Raw genomic sequence first — 16,867 nt, forward strand, 5'->3', positions numbered from 1 at the left:
CACCGAGGGTATAAGATGAAATATCTTTTATATACGGCTTTTCTGTTTTTTACGGTTACTGTAGTACCTTTAGCAGCAGGAGAATCTTCTGCACCATCGACAGCTGCACAATCCGTACACACAGCTCAAGCACCCACTGGAAATGAACTAAAGCAGCCTACGGGAAAAAGCGAAAAACAAGAAAAAATCGCATTACCGACCGAATACCGCAGCATCCGGCTTGCCATGAACATCGATGCAGTAAAAGAGACGCTCAAACAGGATCCTGTATTCGGGTACCGCGGCGAACGGGATGTTTCATTGCTGCCGACGGAAAACAGAAGTCTTATCGAATCGGCAGGCTCTTACTTTATCAGCAGGTCATGGTTCCAGTTTTATCAGGATAACCTTTATACGATGATCTTTAAGCTAAACACCGATACAATCGATTACTATTCGGTTTATTCCAAGTTTTGTGAAAAATACGGTGAACCGACCTCTATCAACCCGCAGCGTGCTGTGTGGGAAGACGAACACACCCGTGTTGTTATCGAGCGGCCGCTTATCGTAAAATATATCGATTTGACGGTATTCAATGAATTGATTTCTCAAAGCACTACCGAGAAAGCCGCTGCCGAAACGAACCGCCAAAACTTTATCGACGGATTTTAGAATTTAAGAGAATCCTCTGGAACTGAATTTTTGAGAAGGTCTTTCATAGGAAAAGTTATCATGTATTTATATTCCATCAAGAAGGATTTTAGACACTTGTCTGCGGCTGTATACATTCTTATCTTTGCAGCGGCTACCGTATCTTGTACGGGTACGGAAAGACCGAAAGCGTCTCCTATTACCATCACCATCGAATCGAAAAAAACAGGAACCGGTATTTCCATTGATGTGGAACTTGCGGTAACCGCCCAAGAGCAGCAGCGTGGTTTTATGCACCGGAAAGAGATACCGGGCGGTACCGGTATGATCTTTGTCTTTAAACGAGATCAAAAATTACGCTTTTGGATGAAAGATACTCCCCACCCGCTTTCCATTGCCTTTATTGATTCTACGGGCTGTGTTCGAGAAATCTATGATATGCAGCCGTTCAGCTTAGATATTACTGCCAGCACGTATTCGGTGCGCTACGCCCTTGAAGTAGCACAAGGCTACTTTGAGCGGGCAGGCATTAGTGCAGGGGATATGCTCAGTCCGGAAAGCCTCGAACACCTGAAAGCAGAAGCACAGCAATAGCACTTTCCATTTAGGCCGAAAATACTCCCCGAACTGATGCACACACATCATCCGTCAAAATCTTTCCTAATATTTAGGCAAATTCTCTTCCATAGCGATTTATAACGGAGGCCATATTGCTTAACGAAACTTGTTCCATTACGCCGCCCATTTCGTAAGCAACACGGGGCATACCGTATACAATAGCAGAAGCTTCATCTTGTCCGATAGTGCGGGAACCTTCTTGATACAACCGTGTGAGGCTTGCAGCTCCGTCTTTGCCCATACCCGTCATGATAATTCCAAGTGCACGATTTTGGAATTGCTCCGCTACAGAAGCAAACAACACATCCGCACTCGGACGATGCCCGCTCTGAGGAGGAGCATCGGAAATATGCGCAATAACGCCAAGAGGCTTCTTTTCAACCATAAGGTGTTTACCACCCTGTGCAATAAGAATACGCCCCGGTTTTACAAGATCTCCTTCTTGAGCTTCTTTTACTTCCAATGGGCATATCTTATTTAGGCTATTCGCAAATTCATAAGTAAATCCCGGAGGCATATGTTGTACAACGACAATCGGCTGCGGAAGATTCGGATCTAATTCCGCAAACACTTCGCGCAAGGCATTCGGTCCTCCGGTTGAAATCCCAATTGCAATAATTTCAAGTTTTCCCGGCTGACGAACTTGCATCGGTTTTTCAGCTTCTTCCGGAGATACCGCAAAGACAGAAGTACCGCTTACAGCTGTATGCGTTTGTGGTGCTGTCTGCAGATGGGGCGTATGAATATAATGCGGTGCAAGAGTAGCTGGAGATGTTTTAATACCGCTAGTAGCTTGTTTCTTCAGTTGATACTGTCTACCATACGCTTGTAAAAATTCCACAAGCTGACTGGCGACTGTAGCTAAGTTTGCCGATTCCGAGCCGGAAGGCTTAGTAACAAAATCACTAGCGCCAAGTTCCAGACAATCCATTGTGATACGAGCGCCCTCTTTTGCAATACTGGACAGAATGATTACCGGAATATCAATATTAAGCCTTTTTCGTTCACGCAAAAATTCTATTCCATTCATTTCCGGCATTTCGAGATCAAGCACAATAATATCAGGCTGAACTCGCTCTAACTTTTGTAAGGCAAACCGTCCGTTCATTGCTTTATCAGCGACAGTCAATCCGTGTGTCCCATCCACTATTTTTCCAATCAAGCTCCGCATCAAAGCCGAGTCATCAACTATTAAAACTTTTATATCTTCCATACTAAAACGACCTCCTATATTTTTTGCAAATATATTAAAAATTCATATATCCTTTTTTGTACATAACTATAAAAACGCTACTTAACATTTTTTTGATACAAACATGCCCATTCGGTTTTAAGAAACTCAAACTTCGTATCCATACCGAACAAAGATTCCGAATGTCCAATAAAAAGAAATGAGTGAGGAGCCATCGCATCCCAGAAACGATTAATAACCGCCTGTTGTGCAGGTTCGTCAAAATAGATAATTACATTACGACAAAAAAGAATATCGATGTTATTTCTATTGGCATCATGTTTTAAATTATGATAATCAAACTTAACCATTTTCATAATCTCAGGATTTATTTGATAGCCAGTTCCTTGTTTAGTTAAGTACTGTGCAAGATAATCATCAGGAATTCCAACCACACGGCCTTCCGGATAAAAGCCTTGTTTTCCAACAACCAACGACTTGAACGACAGATCGGAAGCAAGAATATCAGCTGTAAATCCCTGCGGTAAATGCCGCTTCATAACCATAGCAATCGTATACGGCTCTTCACCCGTAGAACACCCCGCACTCCAAATATGAATTTGGTTTTGCCCTGCGGCTTGTTTTATCTTGACAATTTCAGGAATAACATAATGAACTAAAGCATCGAAATGAGGTTGATTTCTGAAAAAACGGGTCAGATTGGTGGTAACCGAATCTAACATAATTTTCAGTTCTTCTTTATTTGAAGTCAAAATTTTATAGTACGCATCAAGATCGTCCATTTTGTTCTCGCGTAAACGATCTTTCAAACGGCTTTCCAAAATGGATCGGTTTGTTACAGAAAAAGTGATACCGCTTTCGTTGTATATTAAATCTTTAAAGAGTTCAAAGTTGCGGTCACTTAGAAATTCTGCCATATATTTTCCTCCTTATAGAGTATAAGTCGCTCTGTTTTTTTGTCAAGCAAATTAGAACATCGCATTTCAAGGTAACCTGTTCAGAAACGGAAGTTTCCGAACAGGTTTATTGTTTTCTATTCCATATTATCAATCTGTTTCAATCTTATCCGCTTCCGACAGAATACTTGTTACTTCCTGCAACAATTTTTTTACACCCTCTACTCGCTTTCTAAAATCTGCATTATCATTTCCTTGGATAATCATCCAATTTAAAAGCGGTGCATATACACTGTTTTTATTACCCTCAATAAAGCCGTTGAGCAAAGCAATCAATATTTTAAATGCACTCTGAGAAGAACTAATAATTTGCTTCGCTTCGGTTTCAATATTTTTCATTAATGCTTCAAGACTATTCTTACTCTTCAAACTTGCTACAGTTTTTTCCTTTAATTGGATAAAGGCCGCTCCAATTTCACCCTCAGGAGATAACCGTGTTTCAAAAGTACTAATACAGCTTTGCTGTTTTTCCAATGCTGTAAAGGCATTCGTATATTCCGCAAGATTCTCACGACGATAAAAATTTCCTTCCATTAATAAAGTTTTTAATACCGGTTGCACAAAAGAGGGATATAATCTTGAAAAAAAAGCAGCAAGAAAGCTAAATGAGAATTCACGCTTAAACCGAAGCACAAGCCATGAATCCTCCCATGGACGGTACATCAAAGGTTCAAGCCGATCAGTTTTCAACAAATCCAGCATCTGACGGCTTAATTGAGCGCGTCTTTGCTCTGATGCCCATAGTTGCCACCGTTCACTAAATCGTTTTTTCCATGCTACTTTAAAGAGTTGAAACCAATCTTCCCCTCCTTCAAGACGTTGCGGTTCCCAATGTATCGATTTTAATGTATAACGGGCTAAGTCCAAAATTGGAATTTTCACGGAAAATTCCTTAATTGCTTCCAACGCATGAGAAGCCTGTGCGATAAACTCAACCGATTCTTCATCCATATTAACCGTTTTATCGTTTAACTTATCTTGCTTTGATAACAAAAATAAAGCTTGAAGTACAACATCAGGAATTGGTTTTGTTGTACTGAGTACCGATGCAAGCATACTAATCTCTGCGGAAAGCAAATAAACGGAACAGGAAGGGTCAACTGCCGGATTTACGGTAAAGCGTAAAACAGCTTTATCAATCGGCAATTCACAAAAATATCGCATCCATTCAATTGCATTAGCTGCTTGATACATTCCAGCCTTATTATCCGTCGTCATCAGAGAAAATGATTCATCAATTTTTTTTAATAGTTCAGACCGGAGATTGGCGTTTGCCTGAGAACTGGGAACACAGCTAAAAGGATCAGTATTATACATTAATTTTAAATACACATCCGGTGCGACAAAAGAACTTACCAATAAGTAAAAATTTCCTTTGTCAGTATCATAAGCGGATAAAAGAGACGTAAAAAATAGTTGCGTTTTTCGTAATTCTCTCAACAATTCATAAAAATCCTTTGTAAAGAGATTTCCTTTTATATTGATGTATTGCTTATACTCATGCTGCAAGTCCTTTCCAAGACGTCGAATCAATTCCTCTTCATACACTGTCTCAATAGATGATGACTTAAAAAAAGACTTAAGGCGCAACCATAAACGAATAAAAAAAGGTTCATCATTTATTTGAATGCTTTTTTTTAGTTCAGTATCGCTCAGCAACGGCTCTTTTTTAGAATCCGTCTGTATATCTTCAGACATCTTCATACTCTCAGCAATATGTGCGAGCATTATCTGCGCTTCTTCTGTGGAAAGAGACTCAACCAATTTATCAAATGTAGAAACTTGAGGATTCATAAGGAAAATTATATACAAAACAGATAAAAAAAACTATAGGCTAGTTCTAAAATTTTTTGTGGCTAGACAAAGAACTCGACAAACTACCGTGTGAAACGCATAAAGCGTTTCACACGGTAGTTTGCCCTAACAATAGCACTAGCTTTGAAATAAGCATTCGGCAAACTGATACGAAGGTATAACTTCGGCAACCAAATAAGGCTGCCTCGTTAACCGCGAGTTTGCCCTACGGCAAACGTCGAGATTGACATGTGCGCGTTCCGCGCACGAATGCACCACCTTCCAAAGTTGACACTTTGTTCAGATGCTGCATTTTAAGGAACCTTTGGACGGTTTTTTATATAATCGGAGATGCCGGTTATATAAAAAAAGCCCGGCAGCTACCTACTTTCCCACTCGAATGAGCAGTATCATCGGCGTAATGAGAGCTTGACTTCCGTGTTCGGGATGGGAACGGGTATGACCTCTCCACTATGGCAACCGGGCAATAAAAAACGAAACAAAAGAAACGAAATTTATTAAATAAAGGGAAGCGCTTTGTTATTGTAAGCGACAGGAAAGAAAGAGCAAGGGGAAAAAGTAAAGAAGAGAAGATAATATGGTCAAGCCTCACGACTTATTAGTATTGCTCGGCTATAACACATTACTGTGCTTAGACCTGCAACCTATCAACCTTGTAGTGTGCAAGGAGTCTTTAGCGGGGTTAAACCCCGAGGGATATGTAATCTTGAGGCGGGCTTCCCGCTTAGATGCCTTCAGCGGTTATCCCTTCCGAACGATAGCTACCCAGCACTTACCCTTGGCAGGATAACTGGTACACCAGAGGTTCGTCCACTTCGGTCCTCTCGTACTAAAAGCAGCTCCTCTCACATATCCAACGCCCATAGCAGATAGGGACCGAACTGTCTCGCGACGTTCTGAACCCAGCTCACGTACCGCTTTAATTGGCGAACAGCCAAACCCTTGGGACCTACTTCAGCCCCAGGATGCGATGAGCCGACATCGAGGTGCCAAACTTTCCCGTCGATGTGAACTCTTGGGGAAAATCAGCCTGTTATCCCCGGAGTACCTTTTATCCGTTAAGTGACGGCGCTTCCACTCGCGACCGCCAGATCACTAAGACCTACTTTCGTATCTGCTTGAGCTGTCACTCTTGCAGTTAAGCCTCCTTGTGCCTTTACACTCACTGCGTCGATTTCCAACCGACGTGAGGAGACCTTCGCGCACCTCCGTTACATTTTAGGAGGCGACCGCCCCAGTCAAACCGCCTGCCTACCACTGTTCCCATTCCGGCTTCACGGAACAGGTTAGAAACCTAATTCATCAAGGGTGGTATTTCACATTGCAACTCCACTCACCCTAACGAGCAAGTTTCACAGTTTCCCACCTATTCTACACATGATAAACCAAGTCCCAATAGTAAGTTACGGTGAAGGTTCACGGGGTCTTTCCGTCTAACTATGGGTAACCGGCTTCTTTACCGGTATATAAATTTCACCGAGCCTCGCGTTGAGACAGTGCCCAGATACGTTACACCATTCGTGCGGGTCGGAACTTACCCGACAAGGAATTTCGCTACCTTAGGACCGTTATAGTTACGGCCGCCGTTTACCGGGGCTTCAATTGACAGCTTCGCATTACTGCTCACCGCTCCTCTTAACCTTCCGGCACCGGGCAGGTGTCACCACCTATACGTCCCATTACTGGTTCGCAGATGGCTGTGTTTTTGATAAACAGTCGCCTGGGCCTGCTTTATGCTACCTCCACTCATTACTAAACAGAGGTCACACTTCTCCCTAAGTTACGTGTGCTTTTTGCCGAGTTCCTTAACGCGAGTTCTCTCGAGCGCCTTAGATTTCTCATCCTACCTACCTGTGTCGGTTTACGGTACGGTCTTTTATAACCTTAACCTTAGACAGTATTTCCCGGCACCATGACTACTCCCGCTTCGCTTCTCTCATCGATCCACTCGCTGTCGCTTCTCACCTTGGATAGCGGATTTGCCTACTATCCTTCATAACGGCTTGAATACTTCGACCGGAACAACCGTTCTCCGGCCGGGGTTCGCCTCATGCGTCCTGCCATCGAAATTATAAAAGGTATCGGAATATGAACCGATTTCCCATCGACTACGGCTTTCGCCCTCGCCTTAGGGGCCGACTAACCCTGGGCAGATGACCTTTACCCAGGAAACCTGAGGTTTTCGGCGGAAAGGAATCTCACCTTTCTTTTCGTGTACTTATACCTGCATTCTCTCTTCCATCCCCTCCAGTGCCCCTCTCAGGTACACCTTCATCAGTCCATGGAATGCTCCCCTACCGCCTTACACTTAAATCGTGTAAGACCCGTAGCTTCGGTATACTGCTTAGCCCCGTTACATTATCTGCGCATGTATACTCGACCAGTGAGCTATTACGCACTCTTTTAAGGAATGGCTGCTTCTAAGCCAACCTCCTGGCTGTCTAGGTATCCACACTTCATTTCACACTCAAGCAGTATTTCGGGACCTTAGCTGACGGTCTGGGCTGTTTCCCTTTTGACTACGAACCTTGTCGCACGCAGTCTCACTCCTATACGTTGATTACCGGCATTCAGAGTTTGATTGGGTTTGGTAGGCGGTGAAGCCCCCTAGTCCATCCAGTGCTTTACCTCCGGTAATTTTGTATAAGGCTGTCCCTAAAGGCATTTCGGGGAGAACCAGCTATTTCCAGGTTTGTTTAGCCTTTCACTCCTAGTCACAAGTCATCCAAACCTTTTTTAACAGATTGTAGTTCGGTCCTCCACAGCGTTTTACCGCTGCTTCAACCTGCTCATGACTAGATCACTCTGGCTTCGGGTCTACGACATGCAACTTCACCTTCGCCCATTTCAGACTCGGTTTCCCTCCGGCTCCGGAACTCCTATTCCTTAACCTCGCTGCATACCGTAACTCGCAGGCTCATTCTACAAAAGGCACGCTACTACCCACAAGGGGCTGTAACATCTTGTTGGTTTATGGTTTCAGGTTCTATTTCACTCCCCTCACCGGGGTTCTTTTCATCTTTCCCTCACGGTACTTGTCCGCTATCGGTAGCCAACTCGTATTTAGCCTTGGATCGTGGTCGACCCGGATTCCGACAGGATTTCTCGTGTCCCGCCGTACTCAGGTACTGCACCGGCAAGATGACTGTATTTCGTATACGGGGATTTCACCCTCTCTGTCAGGCTTTCCCAAAACCTTTCTACTATACATTCATTTTATCACTTGCTGTACGTAAGCCCGTGCAGCCCTACAACCCCCGTTTAACGGGTTTGGGCTCTTCCAATTTCGCTCGCCACTACTTTCGGAATCTCTTTTGATGTCTTTTCCTTGAGTTACTTAGATGGTTCAGTTCACTCAGTATCGCTTTACCTCTCTATTTTATTCAAGAGCGTAATGATAGGATCTCTCCTATCGGGTTACCCCATTCGGCAATCTCCGGATCACAGGATATGTGCTCCTCCCCGAAGCTTTTCGCAGCTTATCACGGCCTTCTTCGCCGGTTGGCTCCAAGACATCCACCATAAACCTATTCTTCGCTTGACCATATTATGTTCCCTTCTTAAAACGTTTGCTTATTCAAGCAATCGCCAAGAACATTTCTTTTTACCTTATTTCTCTACTCTCCGGCTCATTCCTTTTCAACAAAAAAAACTCGCCTTCAAGCATTCTTTCTTTCCCTTCCCTAGCTTTTCAAAGATCTCTTCGTACAACAAAAAGCATTTATACCGTACGATTTTGGAGATAAGGGGATTCGAACCCCTGACCTACGGCTTGCAAAGCCGCCGCTCTAGCCAGCTGAGCTATATCCCCTTACTACAAACCAATAATATAAAAAAGAGAGGGAAAGAAGAAGCGATAAGCGAAAGCTTTGTGTACAACTTACAAAGCATTTAGTATTACCTTTCTCTAAGAAAGGAGGTGATCCAGCCGCACCTTCCGGTACGGCTACCTTGTTACGACTTCACCCTCCTTACCAAGCGTACCTTCGGCACCGTCCTCCTTTGCAGGTTAGACAAGCGACTTCGGGTACCCCCAACTCGGATGGTGTGACGGGCGGTGTGTACAAGGCCCGGGAACGTATTCACCGCGCCGTGCTGATGCGCGATTACTAGCGATTCCAACTTCATGAAGTCGAGTTTCAGACTTCAATCCGAACTACGATTGCTTTTTTGCGGTTTGCTCCACCTTACGGTCTCGCTTCGCTTTGTAGCAACCATTGTAGCACGTGTGTAGCCCTGGACATAAGGGCCATGATGACTTGACGTCATCCCCACCTTCCTCCGATTTGTCATCGGCAGTTCCGCCAGAGTCCTCAAGCTTTACCTGTTAGTAACTGGCAGTAGGGGTTGCGCTCGTTGCGGGACTTAACCCAACACCTCACGGCACGAGCTGACGACAGCCATGCAGCACCTGTCTAGCAGGGTATTGCTACCCAGCCTTATCTCTAAGACCTTCTACTAGATGTCAAACCCAGGTAAGGTTCCTCGCGTACCATCGAATTAAACCACATGCTCCACCGCTTGTGCGGGCCCCCGTCAATTCCTTTGAGTTTCACCCTTGCGGGCATACTCCCCAGGCGGTACACTTATCGCGTTTGCTTTGGCACTGAAGCTCTTGCCCCAACACCTAGTGTACATCGTTTACGGTGTGGACTACCAGGGTATCTAATCCTGTTCGATCCCCACACTTTCGCATCTCAGCGTCAATTATCGGCCAGAAACCCGCCTTCGCCACCGGTGTTCTTCCAAATATCTACAGATTCCACCCCTACACTTGGAATTCCAGTTTCCCTTCCGTAATTCAAGTTACACAGTACCCAATGCTATTCTGGGGTTAAGCCCCAGGATTTCACATCAGGCTTACATAACCGCCTACATGCCCTTTACGCCCAATAATTCCGAACAACGCTCGCCCCTTACGTGTTACCGCGGCTGCTGGCACGTAATTAGCCGGGGCTTATTCGTCGATTACCGTCATCAGATGAGCATTCCCTCTCATCCTTATTCTTCATCAACAAAAGGATTTTACAACTTTTCAGCCTTCTTCATCCACGCGGCGTCGCTCCGTCAGACTTCCGTCCATTGCGGAATATTCTTAGCTGCTGCCTCCCGTAGGAGTTTGGGCCGTATCTCAGTCCCAATGTGTCCGTTCACCCTCTCAGGCCGGATACCCATCGTCGCCTTGGTGGGCCGTTACCTCACCAACTAGCTAATGGGACGCAAGCTCATCCTCAAGCGAAGCCGTAGCTTCCTTTCCTCAACACCTCTTGTGAAGCGCCGAGTGTATTCGGTATTATCTGCTATTTCTAGCAGCTATCCCCATCTTAAGGGTAGATTACCCACGTGTTCCTCACCAGTCCGCCACTCTAGGAGAGAAGCAAGCTTCTCTCTTGCCGTTCGACTTGCATGCTTAAGACGCGCCGCCAGCGTTCGTTCTGAGCCAGGATCAAACTCTCCATTATTTTATTTCAAACACCCCGAAGGGCGTCTGATTTCAATAATTTTCAAGCAAGTCCCGTTTCTTTTATTTTAGGAACGTTGACCTCGAGAGAAAAAAAATAACAACACAAAGCAACTATCCATCACCCTGCGCCACTTCTTCTCTCATTCTTTGTTCTACGCTTATTTTCCTTACCAAAGATGATTGCTCTTTGGCTTTCTTCTTTCCCTTCCCTTTAATTTCAAAGACCAGTTCACTCACTCCGACGCTCTGGCTTAGTGCGCCGCAGCGAAGAAGAATATATCACAAAATCATTTATTCTGTCAAGCGCATTTTGCTTTTTTTCTTTTGTTTTTTTTTAATTTTCTTTCATTATCAAAAACACACAGAAAAAAAACAAAAGACATCAGCAATACTTACCACCTTCGCACCGCGGCATAATATAAACACATTATATTTTATAGAAGAAATTGATAAGCTTAACAGCTTTTTTTTCATTCTGCTGCACTATTTTCAGCTACTCGGCAGTGATAAGATGCAGCGTCGGCAATATTACTACATATCACCTCACTCTGTCAACCTTCTTTCATCGCTTATCCAGGGATTCCGCATTATAACGAGAGCAATACTCTATCGAGGCAATCTTCTCGTTTGTTGCATAGGTGTTGCTTATGGAGAAGCGGCATTTTTTTTGCTTTTATGATATCCGAAAAGTCAACCTGTTTGAGTATATTCAAGACAATTTTTCGTAAGACGCTTAAGTTTGCTGCCGCATTGTCTTTCCGCACAAGACAATAATCCTCATTGAGAATTGCATCGAGAACCCAATGCAGGTTATTTTCTATCCCCCAATGAGCCCTCATCGCAAATGCTGCCTTGTGCACATCTGTCAGTGAGGTCAAAAAATATCTTTGTTCAACGGATTTCTTCCCAGTCTTCTTTACCGTTCTTTCGCACACGAGCATTCCAACGCCATTGAGATTCTTCCATTCATCTTTTTCTGAAAGCCAATCAATATTCCCGCAAAGATAACAGGTGCGTTTTTCAATTCGTCCGTGTCCAATTTCAAGGCTATATTCTCCTCGCTGAATATTGTAATACTGACAATAAGCGTCATCACAGGGGTGCTCAAAAAACTCTTTTACATCCCGATGGATCGATTGCTGATTTCCTTTCAGAGAAATGACATACTCCGCTTCCTTTTCTGCTATTTTCTCAACGATTTTTTTCTGGCAACCCATCGCATCTATAGTAATAATCATCCCTTTTAAGTCTAACAGATCCAGAAGTTCAGGAATGGCGGTGATTTCATTTGATTTTTCTTCTGTTTTCACCTGCCCGAAGCACACACCTAGGGAGTGCGCCCAAGCCGAAACAACATGAGCAGCTTTATGAGCCTTTTTATCTTCGCCTGTCGGTGCATATTCAGAGCGCCGGATAGTTTTTCCGTCAATCGCTAATACTTCATTTTCTGCAATATGCTTGCCGAATACTTCCCGCGCATATTCTATGAATACTTTTTCAAGCTGCTTTGCATCAATCCTTGCAAGCACTCGCAGAATCGTATCGCTGCTGGGGATGCCATTTTCCAGTTTCAGATATTTTTTGAGGGTTTGTTCGCTTAATGTTGCATAAAATTGTATTTGTTCTATGCTTTTATACCCGCACAATACTCCCACAAACACGAGCATCAGTATATCGACGAGATTGTGTTTCTTGCATCTTTCGATCCTTTCGTCTTTAATGTTTTCAAATGATTCTTGTAATGTCATTGTTCCACCCCAAGAACATTTTACCATCTTTTATACCGTGTGAGCTACTGTTTTTTTGACACTATTTATAATGCGGAATCCCTGATCGCTTATCACGGAAACAAATAGAAACCTCAGCTCTAGGGGTGAGGTGAACTCACCGGTTTTCCCCTTAGATTTGCATGCGTAAAGTCACGTTCCACTCCGATCGTAGTCGGCGGACCATGCCCGGGCAAAAGGATGAGCGCATCATCATAAATAAACAGTTTTTTCTCAAGCTGCTCAGCAAGCGTTTTTGCGGCAAAACTATGCAGCGTACTGCCGACGATCCCTGCGGTAAGACTGTCGCCGGTAAAAATACAGTTATTTATTTTAAATAGATAGGAATCGGGTGAATGTCCGGGCACCGAAAAACATTCGACGGAAAAACCGGCAATTGAAAGCGCGCAATCACCCCGCAGCATCTTTCCATGTTTACCGACGAGCACTTGATCCGCTGCATATATGCGTGGATTATAAATTTTTAACAACGTCGGAAGCCCGTACCCATAGTGACGGATGTGATTATGTGTAATACAGACAGCGCTAAGCCTATAACCGTTCTTTTCAATATGACCGATTACTTCTCCGGTTATCTTTCCCGGATCGATAATCAGCGCTTCTTTGCGTATCTCATTGCCGACAAGGTAGCTATTGACAAAACCTTCATTCGAATAGTGAGGATATATTTTCATTTTATAAATTCCTCAGTATCAAAATGAGCGACACGTGTATTGGAGTATTTAAATGATACATCGGCATAGGTGTTTTTTAGAAAAGACACTTTTTTTATATTGCAATTTTCGAACGGTGTCTTATGCAGCGAGCAGTGAATAAAACGGGAACCGTATAAATCCGAATCCTTAAAGCTACATTCACGTGTCGTAACCCCAGTAAAATTATTGATGAGTAATTCCGAATCGGTAAAAACGGTATTTTCAAAAGTGCTTCCCGCAAAGCATGAAAACTGAATATCAGCTTTATCAAAAGTGCAATGTACAAAACAGGCAAAGTCAAAAAAAGAGAGCCGTATCCGTATACCCGTAAAGGAACAGTCCGTAAAACAGCTATGCGCAAACGAGCAACCGGTAAATCTTTTCCCTGAAAAATTAATGCCGGTAAGCGTAAGACCGGCAAAATTCATACTGCTAAGGTCGGAACCCGAGTCAAGTGCCGTGGAGAGATCCGCATAGGACAATTGTTTCGTTATGTCGAACATTACCGGTAAGCTCCAGTTTATTTTAAAGGAGAAAGCCGCGTCGGACAAATTTACGCCGCGGATACGATAAAGTTTTAAGCAGTTCTCCTTTATGATATTCGTAAAGAAGCGGTAACACCTCATAGGTAACCTTTTGTTCCAATTCTGCTTTATTTTTTAATACTATATCTGTACCAATATGCCGATTATCACAAAATTTTTCAATAGCTGACTTCTTGGATTTTAATGTAATAAACGCAAAACGGCGGCGGACTGCGTAATCAATAGTTCCTACGCTGCGGTCAGTTGTATTAAACCTGTTCGGGAACTTCCGTTTCCGAACAGGTTTATTCTTTTTTGATAATAAGTTCCTCAGTCATTCCGGCGTACTGCGCTCCGTCAAACCCAAGTTTTACAATATACGGCATATAGTCAATTATTCTCATAAAACTATCGCAGCAAAATGCCGGATTATAATAATTGAGAATGGTACTTAAAGCGGTACCGTGGGTTCCTATTACGATATTTTTATCCCGATAGATTTCTATTATTTCCTTAAGCGCTTCGATATTTCTTTTTTGCACGGAATAAAGCGATTCCCCATCCTCTTCCGCGTAATTTTTATCCGCCCATCGCTTTTTGAACAGTTCAAAAGTATTCCCGTTTTTGCCTGATTTTCGTTCCCGCAATCTTTCATCGGTTTTTATTTGTAGATGATAATATTCGGCAGCTTTTGCGATCGTGTCATAGCTTCGTTTATATGGACTTGAGATAAACACATCAATTTTTTTATCTTTAAGATAATGCAACACTGCGTGGGAGTCCTCAAGACCTTCTTTCGTCAAAGGCCGAAGCCGCTCATCGCCGCTTTTCGTATGATCCGATTGACAATGCCTTACAAAATGAATACATGTCATTTTTTAGCTCCTCTTTTACGCAAACCGTATAACCTGTTCATCCGCATCAACTGTTGCCTCAACGCCGAGCGGAATAATATCATATCGATAGATAGATTGGGAAGTATTCAGGGAATACCGTTGACAAGACCCTATTTTATAGGGTATCGTGTAAAGGATAAGATGAGAAGAGAATTTATAGAAACGCCATCGTTCACAAAAAGGTGGTTTGCACTTGGATTTAATGATGATGATTTGGCTGAATTGCAACAATTCCTTCTCAAAAATCCGGAGGCAGGCGATATAATGATTGGAACTGCAAGGAACTGGAGGAAAGAATATGAGTGATTTTTTTGATAGTCTAATGGCCGGCTTAAATGAAGCGGTTGCTATTGAACGAGGTGAGTTAAAAGGCCGTAAAACCGTGTATGAAATTCAACCTATAAAAAAATATAATAATATTGAAATAAAACACATAAGAAATTCCGTTGGGATGACACAGGTTTTGTTTGCAAATTACATGGGTGTTTCACTTAAGACGGTAGAAGCATGGGAAAAAGGAACGAATCGTCCAACCGGTACGGCTTGTCGTTTAATCAGTATGTTGGAAAATCACACATTTGAAGCCTTGCCTTTTGTAAAATGTTTATCTTAGGACTTTTACGCAAACCGTATAACCTGTTCATCCGCATCAACTGTCGCCTCAACGCCGAGCGGAATAATACACCGCGGTGTTGCGTGTCCGATATTAACGTTGTACACAATCGGCAAATCCGGTTTGTTGATTTCGCTGATTAAAAGGCGTTTGTAGTCTTCATAATATACTTCGTCCATAGGCTTGCCGACAAGGATGCCGTTTATAACTTCAAAAACGCCGGTAGTGTTTAAGGCTTGCAGCATCTTTTGATATAGCTCTGGTTTTGTGCGCTCTTCGCTCGATTCCAAAAGCAGTATTTTACCATGCCAATCGTCAATGCTCGGGAAAAGATGATACCGGTGGCACAAAGCAGGGCTGTCATTATGGCGGGTGTTGTCAAACATATCATACATTGTTTCAATGCAGCCTCCGAGAATAGCGCCGGAGAATACGGAATTCCCTTGCAACAATTCAAATCCATTGTTCCGGTGCCGCACTCTTTTTACACCGATCTGTGATTCATCAAATGCCGTACGCTCACTATACCACATATCGCTCGGGCGGATTTCTTTTATTGTGCCGGTTGTAATCAATTCTTCAAAATACTTTTTTGAATACGGCAGCATTTCATCTTCAAGTTCGCAGATATCCGCCACAAACGACTGACCGTAAAAAGTGTTCACGCCGACGTTATGCAGCATAAAATGATTCATCGTTGTATCGGAGAATCCGAGGAAGATCTTTTTGCTGTGTTGTACCGCCTTCCGTAGTTCATCATGTTCAAATAAATACGGCAGCAACTTGTATGTGTCGTCTCCGCCGATTGCGCACAGGATCATATCGATAGACGGATCGGAGAAAGCATCCAATAAATCCTTCGCACGGGCTTCGGGATGACTTTGAAGAAAATCAATTCCTTTACAGGCATTTGCAGTAGTAACGACTTCTATCCCGTATGAGCGTAAACGCCTAAAGCCCAATTCTTCCTCGTGCTTAATAAACGGCTCGCCGAGCAAACCCCGCGAAAGACTGATGATTGCTAGTTTTTTTATCGTCATAGTTTTTACTCCTCAGTAGCTTCTTACCATATTTTCAGAAGACTTCTATTTCTCCAGTATATTCATTCGCTTTTTGTACCAATGAACCTTTTGCACCCATAGTAAAAGCAATATTACTGCTTCGAATTGCCAATAGTTTATCTCCCGTCTCTATATCCAACATCTGCATTAAAGATTCTGAAAGGTGAACTCCATTATCTTTCAAGGTAAGCCAGCCGTATTTTCTTCCCTTATATGAAATCAACTCACCCTCTTTGAGTGTCCTATCCGCCAAACGAGGGTTTTCTTTTAAGATGTGATTGAGTGTTGAGCGGGACAGCAGAGGCTCGCTCATCACACAAAATCCGCCCGTCTGCTTACTGCCGGAAACGATATAAATATATTGCTCTTGGTGTAATTTATATTCTTCCACTGCCGGTAGCGGAAAGATGAGCGCTCCATCTTCCCGTATCTCAGACCAGCCGAAAATATATTTTCCGCCTTTACTCATCTGCGGCATATTTAATCTCCTCCAATACTTTTTTCGTTATGCGGATTGCGCCACCGCTGTGAATACGAACAACAGGATGCGGATCATGTTGTGCAAACCATTCCAGTTTTTCCAAGTACGGTTCTACAGAATGCGGCATCCGTTTTC

General features: G+C 43.3%; 14 protein-coding genes, 1 tRNA gene and 3 rRNA genes. 4 read left to right on the top strand and 14 right to left on the bottom strand.

From position 1 onward, the window contains the following. Nucleotides 1–15: 15 nt before the first annotated feature. On the top strand, nt 16–651 hold the full coding sequence (locus tag ABK01_RS09950) for a hypothetical protein (protein WP_253675518.1): 636 nt from the start codon (nt 16–18) through the stop codon (nt 649–651). 60 nt (nt 652–711) lie between these two features. Then, nucleotides 712–1,224, top strand: a complete 513-nt coding sequence (locus ABK01_RS09955) for a DUF192 domain-containing protein (RefSeq protein WP_212565295.1) — start codon at nt 712–714, stop codon at nt 1,222–1,224. Nucleotides 1,225–1,297: 73 nt separating this feature from the next. Here the strand turns inward: ABK01_RS09955 and ABK01_RS09960 are convergent, their stop codons facing one another. From ABK01_RS09960 to ABK01_RS10010, 11 genes are all read right to left on the bottom strand, one after another. Next, a complete protein-coding gene (locus ABK01_RS09960; RefSeq protein WP_253675519.1) occupies nt 1,298–2,461 on the bottom strand; it encodes a protein-glutamate methylesterase/protein-glutamine glutaminase in 1,164 nt (387 codons plus the stop codon). Nucleotides 2,462–2,538: 77 nt separating this feature from the next. Next, a complete protein-coding gene (locus ABK01_RS09965) occupies nt 2,539–3,357 on the bottom strand; it encodes a CheR family methyltransferase (RefSeq protein ID WP_253675520.1) in 819 nt (272 codons plus the stop codon). Between the two features lie 129 nt (nt 3,358–3,486). Further along, nucleotides 3,487–5,190, bottom strand: a complete 1,704-nt coding sequence (locus ABK01_RS09970) for a DUF5312 domain-containing protein (RefSeq protein ID WP_212565297.1) — start codon at nt 5,188–5,190, stop codon at nt 3,487–3,489. A 371-nt stretch (nt 5,191–5,561) separates the two neighbouring features. Next, nucleotides 5,562–5,675 (bottom strand): 5S ribosomal RNA (gene rrf / locus ABK01_RS09975). Nucleotides 5,676–5,788: 113 nt separating this feature from the next. Next, nucleotides 5,789–8,755: ribosomal RNA gene (locus tag ABK01_RS09980) — 23S ribosomal RNA — on the bottom strand. 193 nt (nt 8,756–8,948) lie between these two features. Further along, nucleotides 8,949–9,022 (bottom strand) — tRNA-Ala (locus ABK01_RS09985). Nucleotides 9,023–9,123: 101 nt separating this feature from the next. Continuing rightward, nucleotides 9,124–10,673, bottom strand: a 16S ribosomal RNA gene (locus ABK01_RS09990). Together the 16S, 23S and 5S rRNA genes with 1 tRNA gene alongside form the textbook arrangement of a ribosomal RNA operon. Nucleotides 10,674–11,262: 589 nt before the next feature. Beyond that, nucleotides 11,263–12,423, bottom strand: a complete 1,161-nt coding sequence (locus ABK01_RS09995) for an ISAs1 family transposase (RefSeq protein ID WP_253675521.1) — start codon at nt 12,421–12,423, stop codon at nt 11,263–11,265. Nucleotides 12,424–12,542: 119 nt separating this feature from the next. Then, nucleotides 12,543–13,136, bottom strand: coding sequence for an MBL fold metallo-hydrolase (locus ABK01_RS10000; RefSeq protein ID WP_212565298.1), 594 nt, complete (start codon nt 13,134–13,136; stop codon nt 12,543–12,545). Further along, the gene (locus ABK01_RS10005) at nt 13,133–13,585 is read right to left on the bottom strand and encodes a pentapeptide repeat-containing protein (protein ID WP_230974413.1); all 453 of its coding nucleotides are present in this window, start codon (nt 13,583–13,585) and stop codon (nt 13,133–13,135) included. Before ABK01_RS10005 ends, ABK01_RS10000 begins: the two co-directional genes overlap by 4 nt. A gap of 401 nt (nt 13,586–13,986) precedes the next feature. Continuing rightward, nucleotides 13,987–14,556 (bottom strand): histidine phosphatase family protein, encoded by a 570-nt coding sequence (locus tag ABK01_RS10010; protein WP_253675522.1) that lies wholly within the window; start codon nt 14,554–14,556, stop codon nt 13,987–13,989. Nucleotides 14,557–14,718: 162 nt separating this feature from the next. On the opposite strand from ABK01_RS10010, the gene ABK01_RS10015 reads away from it, so the two are divergent. Next, nucleotides 14,719–14,883 (top strand): hypothetical protein, encoded by a 165-nt coding sequence (locus ABK01_RS10015; protein WP_253675523.1) that lies wholly within the window; start codon nt 14,719–14,721, stop codon nt 14,881–14,883. Further along, nucleotides 14,876–15,190 (top strand): helix-turn-helix domain-containing protein, encoded by a 315-nt coding sequence (locus ABK01_RS10020; RefSeq protein WP_253675524.1) that lies wholly within the window; start codon nt 14,876–14,878, stop codon nt 15,188–15,190. The genes ABK01_RS10015 and ABK01_RS10020 overlap by 8 nt, the downstream gene beginning before the upstream one ends. 5 nt (nt 15,191–15,195) lie before the next feature. Here ABK01_RS10020 and ABK01_RS10025 read toward each other — a convergent pair whose 3' ends face one another. From ABK01_RS10025 to ABK01_RS10035, 3 genes are read right to left on the bottom strand one after another with little or no spacing between them, the layout of a single operon-like run. Continuing rightward, the gene (locus tag ABK01_RS10025) at nt 15,196–16,230 is read right to left on the bottom strand and encodes a S66 family peptidase (protein WP_253675525.1); all 1,035 of its coding nucleotides are present in this window, start codon (nt 16,228–16,230) and stop codon (nt 15,196–15,198) included. 34 nt (nt 16,231–16,264) lie between these two features. After that, nucleotides 16,265–16,729: a hypothetical protein gene (locus tag ABK01_RS10030; protein ID WP_253675526.1), complete on the bottom strand. Its 465-nt coding sequence runs from the start codon at nt 16,727–16,729 to the stop codon at nt 16,265–16,267. After that, nucleotides 16,713–16,859 carry a hypothetical protein gene (locus ABK01_RS10035; protein WP_253675527.1) on the bottom strand — a complete coding sequence of 49 codons (147 nt, stop codon included), beginning with the start codon at nt 16,857–16,859 and terminating at the stop codon, nt 16,713–16,715. Before ABK01_RS10035 ends, ABK01_RS10030 begins: the two co-directional genes overlap by 17 nt. Nucleotides 16,860–16,867: the final 8 nt, after the last annotated feature.

Origin of the sequence: Treponema sp. OMZ 305, assembly GCF_024181325.1 — a bacterium.
Taxonomy (GTDB): domain Bacteria; phylum Spirochaetota; class Spirochaetia; order Treponematales; family Treponemataceae; genus Treponema.